This window comes from Vibrio sp. B1FIG11, assembly GCF_905175335.1.
GTDB lineage: Bacteria > Pseudomonadota > Gammaproteobacteria > Enterobacterales > Vibrionaceae > Vibrio > Vibrio campbellii.
The window spans coordinates 544,775-560,378 of the sequence record NZ_HG992751.1; the positions used below are offsets into that span (position 1 = coordinate 544,775).

General features: G+C 45.1%; 15 protein-coding genes. 11 read left to right on the plus strand and 4 right to left on the minus strand.

Features of this window, described 5'->3' with window-relative positions:
• Positions 1-432 precede the first annotated feature (432 nt).
• Positions 433-684 carry a hypothetical protein gene (locus KHO06_RS02510; RefSeq protein ID WP_005534145.1) on the plus strand — a complete coding sequence of 84 codons (252 nt, stop codon included), beginning with the start codon at positions 433-435 and terminating at the stop codon, positions 682-684.
• A gap of 124 nt (positions 685-808) precedes the next feature.
• Here KHO06_RS02510 and KHO06_RS02515 read toward each other — a convergent pair whose 3' ends face one another.
• Positions 809-1,843: an NADP(H)-dependent aldo-keto reductase gene (locus tag KHO06_RS02515; protein ID WP_045369942.1), complete on the minus strand. Its 1,035-nt coding sequence runs from the start codon at positions 1,841-1,843 to the stop codon at positions 809-811.
• 154 nt (positions 1,844-1,997) lie between these two features.
• Here KHO06_RS02515 and KHO06_RS02520 point away from each other — a divergent pair, with 154 nt between their 5' ends.
• Entirely contained in the window at positions 1,998-2,309 is a 312-nt protein-coding gene (locus tag KHO06_RS02520; RefSeq protein ID WP_005447906.1) for a DUF6482 family protein, read from the plus strand.
• On the opposite strand, the gene mutH is transcribed toward KHO06_RS02520, so the two are convergent.
• Positions 2,310-2,990 carry a DNA mismatch repair endonuclease MutH gene (gene mutH / locus KHO06_RS02525; RefSeq protein WP_012127036.1) on the minus strand — a complete coding sequence of 227 codons (681 nt, stop codon included), beginning with the start codon at positions 2,988-2,990 and terminating at the stop codon, positions 2,310-2,312.
• A 618-nt stretch (positions 2,991-3,608) separates the two neighbouring features.
• On the opposite strand from mutH, the gene rppH reads away from it, so the two are divergent.
• The 5 genes from rppH to KHO06_RS02550 are packed head-to-tail and all read left to right on the plus strand — an operon-like array spanning position 3,609 to position 8,903.
• Positions 3,609-4,127, plus strand: a complete 519-nt coding sequence (gene rppH / locus KHO06_RS02530) for an RNA pyrophosphohydrolase (RefSeq protein ID WP_005434895.1) — start codon at positions 3,609-3,611, stop codon at positions 4,125-4,127.
• Positions 4,128-4,136: 9 nt separating this feature from the next.
• Positions 4,137-6,383: a phosphoenolpyruvate--protein phosphotransferase gene (ptsP, locus tag KHO06_RS02535; RefSeq protein ID WP_038888988.1), complete on the plus strand. Its 2,247-nt coding sequence runs from the start codon at positions 4,137-4,139 to the stop codon at positions 6,381-6,383.
• A 6-nt stretch (positions 6,384-6,389) separates the two neighbouring features.
• Positions 6,390-7,181 (plus strand): sulfite exporter TauE/SafE family protein, encoded by a 792-nt coding sequence (locus KHO06_RS02540; RefSeq protein WP_212582053.1) that lies wholly within the window; start codon positions 6,390-6,392, stop codon positions 7,179-7,181.
• Positions 7,182-7,220: 39 nt separating this feature from the next.
• Positions 7,221-8,042 carry a prolipoprotein diacylglyceryl transferase gene (gene lgt / locus KHO06_RS02545; protein WP_005428620.1) on the plus strand — a complete coding sequence of 274 codons (822 nt, stop codon included), beginning with the start codon at positions 7,221-7,223 and terminating at the stop codon, positions 8,040-8,042.
• 9 nt (positions 8,043-8,051) lie between these two features.
• Entirely contained in the window at positions 8,052-8,903 is an 852-nt protein-coding gene (locus KHO06_RS02550) for a thymidylate synthase (RefSeq protein WP_212582054.1), read from the plus strand.
• Positions 8,904-9,462: 559 nt separating this feature from the next.
• On the opposite strand, the gene KHO06_RS02555 is transcribed toward KHO06_RS02550, so the two are convergent.
• A complete protein-coding gene (locus KHO06_RS02555) occupies positions 9,463-10,611 on the minus strand; it encodes a Na/Pi symporter (RefSeq protein ID WP_005533254.1) in 1,149 nt (382 codons plus the stop codon).
• 383 nt (positions 10,612-10,994) lie between these two features.
• On the opposite strand from KHO06_RS02555, the gene nhaR reads away from it, so the two are divergent.
• Together nhaR and KHO06_RS02565 are read left to right on the plus strand one after the other, a co-directional pair.
• Positions 10,995-11,885 carry a transcriptional activator NhaR gene (gene nhaR, locus KHO06_RS02560; protein ID WP_010646590.1) on the plus strand — a complete coding sequence of 297 codons (891 nt, stop codon included), beginning with the start codon at positions 10,995-10,997 and terminating at the stop codon, positions 11,883-11,885.
• Between the two features lie 126 nt (positions 11,886-12,011).
• Entirely contained in the window at positions 12,012-12,317 is a 306-nt protein-coding gene (locus tag KHO06_RS02565) for a metalloregulator ArsR/SmtB family transcription factor (RefSeq protein ID WP_038888991.1), read from the plus strand.
• Positions 12,318-12,447: 130 nt separating this feature from the next.
• On the opposite strand, the gene rpsT is transcribed toward KHO06_RS02565, so the two are convergent.
• Positions 12,448-12,708, minus strand: a complete 261-nt coding sequence (rpsT, locus tag KHO06_RS02570; RefSeq protein ID WP_005447926.1) for a 30S ribosomal protein S20 — start codon at positions 12,706-12,708, stop codon at positions 12,448-12,450.
• A gap of 294 nt (positions 12,709-13,002) precedes the next feature.
• On the opposite strand from rpsT, the gene murJ reads away from it, so the two are divergent.
• Both murJ and ribF read left to right on the plus strand, forming a co-directional pair.
• Positions 13,003-14,565 (plus strand): murein biosynthesis integral membrane protein MurJ, encoded by a 1,563-nt coding sequence (murJ, locus tag KHO06_RS02575; RefSeq protein WP_050906166.1) that lies wholly within the window; start codon positions 13,003-13,005, stop codon positions 14,563-14,565.
• A 70-nt stretch (positions 14,566-14,635) separates the two neighbouring features.
• The gene (gene ribF, locus KHO06_RS02580) at positions 14,636-15,571 is read left to right on the plus strand and encodes a bifunctional riboflavin kinase/FAD synthetase (protein WP_005533261.1); all 936 of its coding nucleotides are present in this window, start codon (positions 14,636-14,638) and stop codon (positions 15,569-15,571) included.
• Positions 15,572-15,604 lie beyond the last annotated feature (33 nt).

The following is a 15,604-nucleotide window of genomic DNA, read 5'->3' on the forward strand; positions in this document are numbered from 1 at the left end:
ACTCGAGTTTTTATATATTCCTTAGTTGAATATGTTATTCAAAAAACCATATGCAACCTGATTTTAGGCTAATGGTTTGTTTTTAAGCAAAAATACAAAAATGGTTTGATAAATATCCTCTGTTGCTTACAATTCAACCGTAACTCAATGAGTTATACCACATCAATCACGGATTAATTTTTAGCTAGGAGGCGCAAGATGAAACATTACGTTGTTAACACCACTGCTTGCGCCGATCGTATGTCTGATGTTCGCTCAACCTTCGAAGCGATCAAACAAGACGCCACTGGCTCATTAGATTAAATTAATCCGTAACCTACCTCTTATTTCTAGGCTGCGGAAAAGTAGCGGCTTAGTCTCAACAGAATCTCTCTGTGTAATTAGCCCACTATTTTTCCCAGTCGATTATCTATCGCTATTTGGAGAAAAATTATGCGTCACTCTATCTATTTGAAATTGGCCACCGTGCTTTTGAAAGCTGATTTGAAACGTGAAGAAAAGCAATGGCAACGTATGGTTCGCCGTAATGCTCATCAAATCCCTTGGACAAATGAGCACTTGTTAAAAGATATTGGCTTAGATAAAGAAGGTCGTACAAATCATGTCAGTGTGCCTGATGCTGTCAAAGTTGAACGCCGAGTTCGTCATCTTCGCCGTGTTTTAACTGCGCGAATACCAACGTAATCAGTAACCCAAGTGGAACTGTCACTCACATATATTCGGTTCAACTTGGGTTTAACTCACTGATGCAAAGAGGCTGACCATTGTGGTCAGCCTCTTTGTTTTTGGTCCATTGGGAAATAAAACGCTACGGACACGGGTTTGAGTAAGTGGTGCCAATCGCTTGGATGTCATTGAGCAATTCTTCACTTAAATGAACATCGATACTGTCGATGTTTGATTTGAGCTGCTCTAGGTTAGTTGCGCCAATGATGTTGGAACCCACAAATGGGCGTTGATTGACAAATGCCAGCGCCATTTGCGCAGGATCTAAACCGTGGTCACGAGCTAGGTTTACATACGCTTCGGTGGCTTTTACGCCTTGCGGGGTGAAGTAGCGAGCAAAGCGCTCCCAAATGGTGCAACGTGCGCCTTCAGGTTTCGCTCCGTTTAGGTATTTACCACTCAAACAACCAAATGCTAGCGGTGAATAAGCCAGTAGCTGAACGCCTTCGTAGTGGCTGATTTCAGACAAGCCAACTTCGAAGCTGCGGTTTAATAAGTTATATGGGTTTTGGATGGAAACGATTCTCGGCAGGTCATGCTTCTCTGCCAAACGTAGCAGTGACATGACACCCCATGGGGTTTCGTTCGATACACCGATGTAACGTATTTTGCCCGCTTTGACTAATTCAGTCAGTGCTTCAAGTGTTTCGATCAGCGTGACTTCTTCTTGCTTGTCTGGGTAAGGGTAGTTGAGCTGTCCAAAGCAGTTGGTTTGACGTTGCGGCCAGTGCAGTTGGTATAGATCGACATAATCCGTTTGTAGGCGTTTAAGGCTGTCATCAATCGCGGTATGGATGTGTCGGCGGTTTAAGCTCATGTTCTCACGAATGTAGGGAACGTTGCGTGGACCTGCGACCTTTGTTGCCAATACGACTTTCTCACGCTTACCGCTTTTTGCTAGCCAATTGCCTATGTATTGCTCAGTGAGTCCTTGTGTCTCAGCTTTCGGCGGAACGGGATACATCTCGGCAGTATCGATGAAATTCACCCCATGATCGAGGGCAAAGTCGAGCTGTTGAAACGCTTCTTGTTCGGTATTTTGCTCACCAAACGTCATAGTGCCAAGGCAGATCTTACTGATCTCGAGTGATGAGTGCGGTAGTTTTGTATATTGCATTTCACATCCTTGAAGAGTTACCGACTGAATAAGTCATTCCAATATAGGGGATTTTTAGTCGTGGTCGCAAATGATTTAGGTTTCTCTTTGTCGTTAACTCGAAACTTATCAATACGCTAACTAGACTTAAAGGATCTTGTGAAGGAGGTGCATTATGCAGAAGCATCAACTCGACATGTGGTTGCATGGCCACCACAAGGACTCTTACAAAACACCGAAGGTCTTTGTGATAGGTTGTTCTGATGTCTCTGACTATCTATTAGCAGTGGAGTACAAACACCAACTAGAGCCAATCAAAGATGGCGAAGATCCGATTCATTTTGGATCGTTAGATTTGGTAAAAGAGGAACTGCTTAGGTTAGGGATTGATAAAGCTTACTTGAGACTGCACAACGCTTACGATGAATTTGGTAGCGATGGCGCAGCCTCTTACTGTGATATTGAACTGTCACTGGTAACGCATTAATCACTCTGATTGGGCGTTAATATAATGCTTCAGTAGGATCTGCTCAGTAAATTGTGTCCTGAGATAGAAACCGCGAGGCAGGGTTTTGATCGGTTTTCCGTTCGAACTGTACGCTTCCGTTAAAGCTTTCGCATTTGCAGCTTTCGGACGTAAGTGCAGCGCTTCTCCGTGTCTGGCGGAAATTTGATCAAACTTACCTAGTACGATCAATTCCATCAATTCTTCCCAATCGTTTTTCAGAATCTGCTCTTCTTCTTGATCTGGCGACCAAATCAACGGGCTGCCGACACGGCGCTCAGCCAACGGAATCTCGCGTTCACCTTCTACTGGTACCCAAAGCACACGGGACAGTTTATTACGTACATGACTGGTTTCCCATGTTAAACCTTGCACGCCAGTCAGTGGGGCAACAGAGACAAAGGTGGTCTCTAAAGGTTTGCCAGAATACCCGATTGGAATGCTCTTTAGCTCGATCCCAAGTTTGGCGAAATCTTGCTGAGGCTTGCTGCCGGCTGGGGCTCCCAAATGCCATTCGAGTAATTGACCGACCCAACCTTTATCGCGTTTCAAGTTTTCAGGAACGGTCATGCCGGCTTCTTCTGCGAGCTCAGCAAAGCTTAAGCCAGCAATGTCTTGTGCGCGTTCCATTAGTTCAGCTTCGGATTGTGGTTCTGGTTTCATAATGACAAGGTGGTATTGGAAAACATCTAGTCTAACAAATTTGAATAAAATCCTCTGTCGAAGATTTCATCGAGCTGAATTAAGAATGATCAATTCATAACTTATCCACAGATTAGGAAGTGACCAATAGGATCTCTATGTAGGCTGGATGAATAAACAGGGGTTTAAGACATGATTGAGGCTTGATTTTATTGAGATGTCATGAAGTCCTACCTGTCCAATGTGGATAAATAACCGATTGTGCGATCTTTGACCGATCTGTATTTGGTGAAAAGATCATCAAGAAAAGTAAGATCATTAAATCATCAGAATCTAAATATATGTATTTATAATCAATGGTTTACTGTTTTTTGTTGTCATTATTGAAATTGGCGCTTGTGATGGTTTTGAACAAAATTCTTTGTTGATAGCGTTTTCTTCACAAAGTTATTCACAGAAAAGGTGAATAAATGTGGGCTATGTCTCAATCTTGTGTTGATAAAATAATGTCTGTTCAAAAGATATCCAAAATTGGCCAAAAGCTAATAAATCTTGCTCATATCACATCAGTAAGTTTGCTAGTAATGGGGATATGTGGAAAAATCACGGTAATAAAAAATTATTCATAGAGGTTAGCCAGTGATAGATGGCGATGGTTACCGACTTAATGTTGGTATTGTGATATGTAATAACCATGGTCAGGTCTTCTGGGCTAAACGATACGGGCAACACTCATGGCAATTTCCACAAGGTGGGATTGACGAAGGTGAAACACCTGAACAAGCCATGTTCAGGGAGTTATATGAAGAAGTCGGTCTGACGAAAAAAGACGTTAAGATCATCGCAACAAGTCGTCATTGGTTAAGATATAAGCTACCAAAGCGATTGGTGCGTTGGGACTCCAAGCCTGTTTGTATCGGCCAAAAACAGAAATGGTTTCTGCTGCGATTAGAATGCGATGAATCCCGCATCAATATGCAGCGTGGGAAATCCCCTGAATTTGATGGTTGGCGCTGGGTAAGCTACTGGTATCCAGTTAGGCAAGTTGTTTCTTTCAAGCGTGACGTATACCGTCGAGCAATGAAAGAGTTTGCATCTTTAGCCATGCCTTTTCGAGAGCGCAAGACGAAAGGGAAAAGAAAAAAGCAACGTAGATAGAGGATTAACATGCTCAGTCAGCTAAGGGAAATAGTTGAAAAAGTCTCCAGAGTCGATGACGTGCATCTGGCACTCGACATATTGGTAAAAGAGACTTGCGCCGCCCTATGCACTGAGTGTTGTACTATTTACCTTGCTAATGAAGAAATGCAGCGCCTTGAGTTAATGGCAACTCAAGGCCTTACTTTTGAAGGCGATAGCATCCATATCAACTTCAATGAAGGCTTGGTCGGTTTGGTGAAGCGCAGTGCAGAACCGTTAAACTTGGCTGAGGCTTCCACTCACCCTGATTTCAAATTCTTTCCTCAATTGGGTGAGCAGGTTTACCACTCTTTTCTTGGCACCCCGATCATCCATCGTAAGCAAGTATTAGGTGTGTTGGTTATCCAGCAGAAAACGCCGCGTTTGTTCAGTGAGATGGAAGAGTCTTTCCTTGTTACCTTGTCCGCTCAGATTGCAATACTGATTGCCCATGCGCAAAATCTCGGTCATTGGCAACTTGCCTCTAAACCAACGGTGATTAAAGGGCTACCAGCTTCAACGGGTGTCGCGATAGGTGAGTTCTGGTTTGACAATACCCAGCCTAATTTGAGCGATGTTTTCCCTGCCTCTGCCCTAGATAAAGAACGAGAGCATGAACTGCTTGCGGTCGCGGTGGAAAGGGCGCTGAGCGATTTTCGTCGTATGCGTAAGAAGTTCGACAGTGAAATCAATAAAGACGCCTTGGCGATCTTCGACCTTTTTACTCACTTACTCAATGATCCAATGCTGCGTGGCGATCTCAAGAAGCAGATTGAAAAGGGCGATCGTGCTGACTGGGCATTGCGCCAAGTTGTTGAAACCTACTCGAACCGCTTTGCGCGTATGTCTGATGTTTACCTGCGTGAGCGCGCGCAAGATATTCGAGAGTTGGGACAACGTCTGCTGTATTTCTTGCACAACAGTGAGCAAGAGCATGCCTCGATTGATCGTCCGGTGATCTTGGTTGCCAATGAACTTACGGCGACTTTACTCGCATCAATTCCAAAGCAACACCTGTTGGCTGTGGTGTCACTAGAAGGTGCTGCAAACTCCCACGCTGCGATTCTCTCACGTGCATTGGGTGTTCCTGCCATCATGGGCGCGAACATCAACACCAGCGTCGTAAATGGTAAGAACGGCATTGTTGATGGGTACACTGGTGAGATTTATTTAGAACCGAACAGGCAGCTTCTGCGCGAGTATCGTAGCCTTGTTAGTGAAGAGTCTGAATTGTTCGCCATGGTGAACAAAGACTTAGCACTGCCTGCGATCACGCAAGATGATTGCCATGTTGAAGTAATGCTCAACGCGGGTTTGAGTGCCGATAGCAATATCGCGATCAACTCCGGTGTTGATGGCGTTGGTTTGTATCGAACGGAAATCGCTTTTTTACTTCAGCATCACTTTCCGTCTGAAGATGAGCAGTATCATCAGTACCAAGCGATTCTGAACAGTTACCCGAATCAACGCGTTGTAATGCGCACCCTAGATATCGGTGGTGATAAACCATTGCCGTATTTGCCTATTGATGAAGACAACCCATTTTTAGGCTGGCGTGGTATTCGTTTTACCTTGGATCACCCAGACATCTTTTTGATCCAATTGAGAGCGATGCTAAGGGCGAGTGCGGAAAGTGGCAACTTGAGCATTTTATTGCCAATGGTGTCAGGCATTAAAGAGTTCGATGACGCCGTCGCACTGATTAATCAAGCCTACAGCGAGGTGGTGTTGCTGGATGAGCGAATTCAAGCTCCGAAGGTTGGGGTTATGATCGAAGTGCCTTCAATGGTGTACTTGCTGCCGGCTATCGCTCACCGTGTTGACTTCGTTTCTGTCGGTACCAACGACTTAACGCAATATTTGTTGGCTGTCGATCGGAACAATTCCCGTGTTGCGGATGTCTATGAATCCATGCATCCCGCGGTGTTGTTAGCGTTAAAACAAATTCACGATGTTTGCCACCAATATCAAGTGCCTGTGTGTATTTGTGGTGAGCTAGCTGGTGATCCATTTGGTGCGTTGCTCCTGTTGGGCTTAGGCTACAACAGTTTGAGTATGAACACCTCGAACGTGGCTAAGGTGAAATATTTGATTCGCCATAGCCAACAAAAAGAACTCGAAAAACTCGTCGAAAAAGCCATGTCATGCTCATACGGGCAAGAAATTCATCAAATGATGCATGATTTCTTTATCCAGCAAGGCTTTGCCGGCTTTATTCGTGCAGGTAAGAAGTAGGTAACAGTGACCATCTCTTTATTTATATTATTGCTCGCGCTAGGCGCTTTCGTAGGCGTGATGGCGGGGCTTCTTGGTATCGGAGGCGGACTGATTGTCGTACCTGCGCTACTTTACCTTCTTCCTCTTGCTGGTATCTCTCCTGAAATGAGCATGCACATGGCGTTAGCAACGTCATTGGCGAGTATCATCGTGACCTCTGGTTCTTCTGCACTTAACCACCTTAAGCTTGGCAACATCGATATGTTCGTCGTCAAATGGCTGATGCCTGGCGTGGTGATTGGCGGTTTTGTTGGTGCCAATATCGCCGAGTGGATCCCGACTCATTACCTGCCGAAAGTCTTCGGTGTGATTGTGCTGTGTCTAGCTGTACAAATGTTTCGCTCAATTAAGACGAAAAGCGAGAAGCCAATGCCAAGTAGTCCGGTCACTATGATGTACGGAACGGGAATTGGTGTGGTATCGAGTCTTGCTGGTATTGGTGGTGGTTCACTGTCGGTGCCTTTTTTAAACAAGCATGGTATTGAAATGCGCAAAGCGGTTGGCTCCTCATCGGTGTGTGGCTGCGTAATTGCGATTTCAGGCATGATTGGATTTATCTTACATGGCTACAAAGTAGAAGGGCTACCTGACTACAGTGTAGGTTATGTTTATTTGCCTGCTTTGGCCGCGATTGCAATGACGTCGATGCTTACGACGAAAGTCGGCGCGAAGATGGCAACCAACCTTCCTACGGCGGTCTTGAAGAAGATCTTTGCCGTGTTCTTGATGTTTGTTGCAGCGACCATGCTGCTGTAAAGTCCACCTGTTTTATTAGTAATAAGAAGAGAATGATTTATGTCTCAGGGATATTTAGAATTTCCCAATATTGATCCGGTTTTAGTCTCTATTGGTCCTGTTTCTGTTCGTTGGTACGGTTTGATGTACCTAGTCGGCTTTATGTTCGCACTATGGTTGGCAAATCGTCGCGCAGATAAGCCGGGTAGTGGTTGGACGCGTGAGCAAGTTTCTGACTTGTTGTTCGCGGGTTTCCTTGGGGTAGTGATTGGTGGTCGTGTTGGTTACGTTATTTTCTACAACTTTGATTTGTTCTTAGCCGATCCTCTATACCTATTCAAAGTCTGGACTGGCGGCATGTCATTCCATGGTGGCCTGCTAGGTGTTATCACCGCCATGTTCTGGTACGCACATAAGAATGGTCGCACTTTCTTTGGTGTGGCGGACTTTGTCGCGCCGTTAGTACCATTTGGCCTTGGTATGGGGCGTATGGGTAACTTCATGAACAGCGAACTTTGGGGACGTGTAACGGATGTGCCATGGGCGATCATCTTCCCGAACGGTGGCCCACTGCCTCGTCACCCATCTCAGCTTTATGAGATGTTCCTAGAAGGTATTGTGCTGTTCTTTATCCTTAACTGGTTTATCAAAAAGCCTCGTCCTTTAGGTGCGGTATCAGGGCTATTTTTAGCTGGATATGGTACATTCCGTTTCCTAGTTGAGTTTGTTCGCGAACCGGATGCACAGCTTGGTTTATTTGGTGGTTACATTTCGATGGGACAAATCCTATCCTCACCGATGATCATTCTGGGTATCCTTATGATGGTTTGGGCGTACAAACGTGGTCTGTACCAAGACAAAGTCCAAGCAGAAACGAAGTAAGGAATTGGTGTGAAACAGTATTTAGATTTGTGTCAGCGTATCGTTGACCAAGGCACTTGGGTTGAAAACGAACGCACAGGCAAACGCTGCCTAACGGTGATCAACGCAGACTTGACCTACGATGTTGCTAACAACCAATTCCCATTAGTAACGACACGTAAGAGCTTTTGGAAAGCGGCAGTTGCTGAGCTACTTGGTTATATCCGTGGCTACGACAACGCTGAAGATTTCCGTAAGCTAGGTACGAAAACATGGGATGCGAACGCAAACCTAAATGAAGCATGGTTGAACAACCCATTCCGTAAGGGCGAAGACGACATGGGACGCGTATACGGCGTTCAAGGTCGTTCATGGGCGAAGCCAGATGGCGGTCATATCGACCAGTTGCGTAAGATTGTGGATGATTTGACGCGCGGTGTTGATGACCGTGGTGAAATCCTAAACTTCTACAACCCTGGTGAGTTCCATATGGGCTGTTTGCGTCCATGTATGTACAGCCACCACTTCTCACTGTTAGGTGACACGCTATACCTAAACAGCACGCAGCGCTCTTGTGACGTTCCGCTAGGTCTGAACTTCAACATGGTTCAAGTGTATGTGTTCTTGGCAACCATGGCGCAAATTACAGGTAAGAAACCTGGTCAGGCTTACCATAAGATTGTTAACGCACACATCTACGAAGATCAGCTTGCGCCAATGCGTGATATCCAGTTGAAGCGTGAGCCACTAAAAGCCGCAACTTTCCACATCAACCCAGAAATCAAATCTTTAGAAGATTTAGAAACATGGGTAACCCTAGATGATTTCTGGGTAGAAGGTTACGAGCATCACGATCCAATTCAGTACCCGTTCTCAGTTTAACGAGTATATTGAGTTTCTAAGCCGCCTTTATGGGCGGCTTTTTTACGCCCGAAGGGCGGGGGTAGGAGGGAACGGGCTTCGCCCTACAGAACGCTGCGCTTCGAGAGTCGGGAGTGGGCTTTGCCCTGAGGAACGCTTCGCTCCGAGATGTGAGAGGGAATAAAAGATCCCCAACTCGCTCGTACCTCGCTCTTGAGGATGACGTTCAGTCACTCTCAAATCAAACGGCGTCATTCCCGAAAGCGACGAAGGAGCGTCGTCGGGAATCTCTTTTCCCACAGTTTACTGCGTGATTAAGAAATGAAAGCACTTTGCTGTAGGTAGCGAGAGTGTGGCGCTGGAAGCTCAGTGAAGGTTAGAGAGTATTGACAGAACTTACCGTCCTAGGTGGATATAATCGAGTCTTATCCCTTATCCCTTATCCCTTATCCCTTATCCCTTATCCCTTATCCCTTATCCCGAAGCGTAGCGTTCCATAGGGCGAGCCCGTTTTCGCTTCCCCAAAACGAAAAAAAGCCCCACCGAAGTGGAGCCTAAATAAGCGATGGTAATCTTATTATTATGCTGTCAGAGCAAGGATAGAGCCTGGTAGCACGATGAACACTGCCAGTAGGTAACCTGCTACAACCGCTTTATTCTTAATAGCTAGTTCTGAAATCACTTCTGCACATTTCACTGGAATCTCACGTAGGAACGGGATACCGAAGATGAACAATGTCGCCAGAATGTTGAACGTTAGGTGTACTAGTGCAATTTGCAGTGCGAAGACTGCGAACTCGCCAGATACCGCTGTTGCTGCTAGTAGAGCCGTGATACATGTACCGATGTTTGCACCTAGAGTGAATGGGTAGATGTCACGTACTTTTAGAACACCTGAGCCTACTAGTGGAACCATTAGACTTGTTGTCGTAGAAGAAGACTGAACAAGAACAGTAACTACAGAGCCCGATACGATACCGTGGATAGGACCACGACCGATTGCGTTCTTAAGGATGTCACGTGCACGACCAACCATTAGGCTCTTCATTAGCTTACCCATAACCGTGATAGCTACGAAGATAGTACCGATACCTAGAGCGATTAGCGCTACGCCACCCATAGTGTCGCCAAATGTTGCTAGTGGCTCCTTGATTGCACTTACTACTGGTTTAGTGATTGGCTTGATGAAATCAAAGCCTTTCATGCTCATATCACCTGTATTTAGCAATGGCGATACCAACCAGTGAGAGATTTTCTCTAGGATGCCGAACATCATTTCCAATGGTAGGAAGATCAGTACTGCAAGTAGGTTAAAGAAGTCGTGGATTGTTGCGCTTGCGAATGCACGTTTGAATTCGTCTTTACAACGAACGTGACCAAGCGAAACAAGTGTATTTGTTACGGTTGTACCGATGTTAGCACCCATTACCATAGGGATAGCGGTTTCTACAGGTAGACCACCTGCAACCAAGCCCACAATAATAGAAGTTACGGTACTTGAAGATTGGATCAGTGCCGTAGCTACCAAACCGATCATTAGACCTGCGACTGGGTGAGACGCAAATTCAAAGAGTACTTTAGCTTGATCGCCAGTTGCCCATTTGAAGCCGCTACCAACCATAGATACTGCTAGAAGAAGCAGATACAACATGAATGCCAAGTTAGCCCAGCGTAACCAGCGAGTCGTGCTCGAGATTGGTGCTGCTGTAGAAGTAGCTTGGTTCATCATAATTTTCTCCGTGGACCTTTCAGTTCGTTTATTTGGTCTGTTGTTGAAACTGAGGGCGATGTTAGAGATGAAATATTTCAGTAATATGACAGTTCAGTTTCTATGGAGAATTTTTATTATTCTTTTTGATAGTTATCTGTGAAGAAAAATTCACATGAAAATAAGTTATTGATTTTATATGATTTAATTTCACTTTTGTTTTGTTGATAAGTTTTAAGAGCAGATTAAAAAAGTGCGTTTTGCTTCAAGTTTTATGACAGTATGAATATGATATTTTCGGTAAAACTGTTGCTTTCTTATGTTTGTGTAGGTTTTGTCGAAGTTATTGTTTGTCGTTGTCACATTTGATATAAAAAGTGTCATCTTCTTTCTAGGGAATGGCTATGTCGCACTTAAACTATAACCACCTTTATTACTTCTGGATGGTGTGTAAACAAGGCTCGGTAACAAAAGCTGCCGATGCATTATTCCTGACGCCACAAACTGTGACAGGGCAGATTAAAGCACTTGAAGACCGTATGAAGGGGAAGTTGACCAAACGTAATGGTCGTACGGTAGAGCCAACAGAGCTTGGACAGCTGGTATTTAAGTACGCAGATCGCATGTTTGGGTTGAGCTACGAAATGCTCGATATCGTCAACTATAGCCAACACTCCAATATCCTATTCGAAGTCGGTGTTGCCGATGCCCTCTCTAAACGTCTCGTCAGTAAAGTGCTGATGACCACGGTTCCAGAGGACAATAGTATTCACTTACGTTGTTATGAATCGACTCACGAACTGTTGCTAGAGCGTTTATCGCAACACAAGCTGGATATGATCCTTTCTGACTGTCCAGTAGATTCGACGCAAAGCCCTGGTCTATATAGTAAAAAGCTTGGTGAAAGCAGCATGAGCTTTTTTGCTTCGTCAGAGACTCCAGACGTCAAGTTCCCCGAAATCCTAGAGAAGAAGAAGCTACTTATCCCAGCAAGCCGAACAGCAATGGGGCGAAAAGTACTGCAGTGGTTTGATCGTCAAGGATTGCAACCCGATGTATTGGGTGAATTTGATGATGTGGCGTTAATGAAGGCCTTTGCTCGATATCGCGATGATGTCATTTTCTTAGCACCGACGGTGTACATGTCCGAGATTGAGGACGATCGCAATTTGCAATTAATTGGGCATGTTGACGATTTGAAGGAAGAGTATTACGTCATCTTTGCCGAGCGAATGATACAACATCCAGCAGTAAAGAACGTTTGTGATGCAGATTTTAGCCAAATGTTTGAATGAACAAGTTTCGTTGCGCAAATAAATAGATTACTATCGACAAAATTATAACTCGAAATTATAAAATCTTTGTAACACAACAAACTGGCCAGGGTTGGGGAAAGTAAGTTGTAGCTAGAGGTACAGCACATGAATCTACAAGAAATGGAGAAAAACTCCGCCAAAGCTGTCGTGTTGCTTAAAGCGATGGCAAATGAAAGACGCCTACAAATCCTTTGCATGCTGCATAATCAAGAGCTTTCGGTCGGGGAGCTTTGCGCAAAACTAGAGTTGAGTCAATCGGCACTGTCTCAGCACTTAGCGTGGCTTCGACGCGATGAGTTGGTTGCAACGCGAAAAGAAGCGCAAACGGTCTACTACACATTAAAGAGTGATGAAGTGAAAGAGCTTATTCAAACACTTCATGGTCTCTATTGTGCAGAAGCTACCGTGTGATGACAGGTCACAAATGAGAAAAAGCTGGCATTGCCAGCTTTTTTTATGCTTTCAATTTAGTAACACTAAATTTTAGATATAAAAAACCGGCGTGAGCCGGTTTTTTCTTCACTGTGGAATCAATTCTCTATTAAAGAGCTTTGATTTGTGCAGTGAAACGAGACTTATGACGAGCTGCTTTATTCTTGTGAATAAGGCCTTTAGTCGCCATACGGTCTAGGATAGGTGTAACTGCAGCGAATGCAGCAGTTGCAGCTTCTTTGTCGCCTGCTTCGATAGCAGCAACAGTTTTCTTCATGTAAGTACGCATCATTGAGCGACGGCTAGCATTGTGCTGACGACGTTTCTCAGCTTGGATAGCGCGCTTCTTAGCAGATTTACTATTTGCCAAGGGTCTAACTCCCAAAAACTTATTTCTATGACAATTTAAGGGCGAGGACTATCCCTCATTTGCGCCTAAATGTCAAATGATTTGTGCAAAAACCAATCGAAACCAAAACAAATTTTGGTAACAAAGGTCATCGCGGTTAAGATGGCGGGGATTCTAACAGCATTTTTAGACCATTGCTAATAATTATCCGCCTAGATCTGACAATAAACGGATATATTTTTAACGCCCATTTGTAGCTTTCAAAGGCTTAGAGGAATAGGGTTGGCTATCTTTTGGTGATATTCCGAGGTTACAGTGAGTAAACGACTGCTCAAGTCTGGCATGATCGTCAGTGCCATGACATTAATTTCGCGCGTCCTAGGTTTAGTTCGTGATGTAGTAGTAGCAAACTTGATGGGGGCCGGCGCGAGTGCCGACGTCTTCTTCTTTGCCAATAAAATCCCTAATTTCTTACGTCGTCTGTTTGCTGAAGGCGCGTTTTCTCAGGCTTTTGTACCAGTACTAACCGAAAGCCACGCCCAAGGGGATATGGACAAAACCCGAGAGTTGATTGCTCGTGCTGCTGGTACGTTAGGTGTGATTGTCTCTATTGTTACCATTCTCGGGGTTTTAGGCTCTGGTGTCGTAACGGCACTTTTTGGCTTTGGTTGGTTCTTGGACTGGATGCATGGTGGTCCGGCGGCTGAGAAGTTCGAACTTGCCAGCGTGATGCTCAAGATTACCTTTCCTTATTTATGGTTCATCACTTTTGTAGCGCTTTCGGGGGCTATCCTCAATACGTTAGGTAAGTTTGCGGTTTCTTCTTTTACCCCAGTCTTCCTCAATGTGATGATCATTTTGGCTGCATGGTTTATCTCGCCGCAGATATCGCAGCCAGAAATCGGTCTTGCCATCGGTGTTCTTCTGGGTGGCTTGGTGCAGTTCTTATTCCAAATTCCTTTCCTTATTAAAGCGGGTGTGATGGTTAAGCCAAAATGGGGCTGGCGCGATCCGGGGGTGGTGAAGATCCGCACCCTTATGATTCCTGCTCTATTTGGTGTGTCGGTAAGCCAAATCAACCTGTTGTTTGACACCTTTATTGCTAGCTTCTTGCAAACAGGCTCTATCAGTTGGCTTTACTACTCTGATCGCTTATTGGAGTTCCCACTTGGTCTATTTGGTATTGCGATAGCGACGGTGATTCTCCCAGCATTATCACGTAAGCACGTAGATGCTCACAGTGAAGGTTTTGCACACACCATGGATTGGGGCGTACGTATGGTGACCTTACTCGGTATTCCTGCAATGCTTGGTTTGATGGTACTAGCAAAGCCAATGTTGATGGTGCTATTCATGCGTGGTGAGTTTTCTCCGCAAGACGTACATCAAGCCTCTCTCTCTTTATTAGCGTATGCATCAGGTCTGCTTAACTTCATGCTGATTAAAGTGCTTGCGCCAGGTTACTACTCGCGTCAAGACACCAAAACCCCAGTGAAGTACGGCATCATTGCAATGGTGACGAATATGGTCTTTAACGCGATCTTTGCATACTTCTACGGTTACGTTGGTCTTGCTATCGCAACGGCACTTTCTGCTTTTGTAAACATGGCGCTGCTATACCGCGGCTTGCACATTGCCGGTGTGTACCAAATCACTAAGCGAACTGTCCTCTTTATTATACGTTTGGTGATAGCTGGCGCAGCGATGGTTGCGGCTATCTTGTGGCAACTTGAAGACATGTCTGTGTGGCTGAATTGGAGCTTTGCTCACCGCAGTGGCGTATTGGGAATGCTGATTGCACTTGGTGCTGGCGTTTACCTTGCTGTGGTGTTTTTACTCGGCGTACGTTTAAAAGACCTAAAAGCTGGGACAGAATAAGGTTGATTGGTATATAATCCGTCAGTTTCACACAGTGCAAAGTAAAAACAGAGGCATAAAGCAGTATCCAATGGAACTGATTAGAGGCATTCACAATATCAAGTCGCGCCATCATGGCTGCGTGCTGACTATTGGCAATTTCGATGGCGTACACAGAGGCCATCAACAAGTATTGCAGCAAGTGTCTGAACAAGCGGAGAAACTTTCGTTGCCTTCGGTTGTGATGACCTTTGAACCTCAGCCGATGGAGCTGTTTGCTCGAGATAAGGCACCTGCGAGGTTAACGCGACTGCGTGATAAGTTTGTTCAGCTGAGTAAGCTCGACATCGATCGTTTGCTGTGTGTTAACTTCAATCGTCATTTTGCTGACCTAACGGCGGAAGAGTTTATCCGTGACTTGTTGGTTGGTCGATTGGGTGTTAAGTTTCTTGTCATCGGCGATGATTTCTGTTTCGGCAAAGGCCGAACTGGTAACTTTGCGATGTTACAAGAAGCAGGGGAAAAGTACGGCTTTGAAGTTGTCAGTACCCAAAGCTTTTGTTTACAGCAATTACGAGTGAGCAGCACGGCTATCCGTAAAGCGCTGGCTCGTGATGATTTGCATTCCGCGCAAGAGATGCTGGGAAGAGATTACAGCATTGCCGGTCGTGTTTCACACGGAAGAAAGCTAGGTCGAACCATCGGGTTCCCTACTGCAAATATTCCGTTGAAACGCTGTGTATCTCCGGTTTCCGGAGTTTATGTTGTTCAAGCGCTTGGCTTAGGAGATAAGCCAGTGGGTGGCGTCGCTAACATTGGTCAACGACCAACAGTAAATGGTGTTCGCCAGCAGTTAGAAGTACACTTATTCGACTTTCACGCTAATTTATATGGCAAGCAGCTAGAAGTGGAACTTTTGCATAAACTTAGAGATGAGCAAAAGTTTGAGTCGTTTGAAGCACTTAAACAACAAATCGAATTGGATGCTGAAGCAGCGAGGGTGTGGCTGCGTCAGCTTAAGCGTTGAGCGGTTTATTCCACCGTGCAACATAATGTCTAA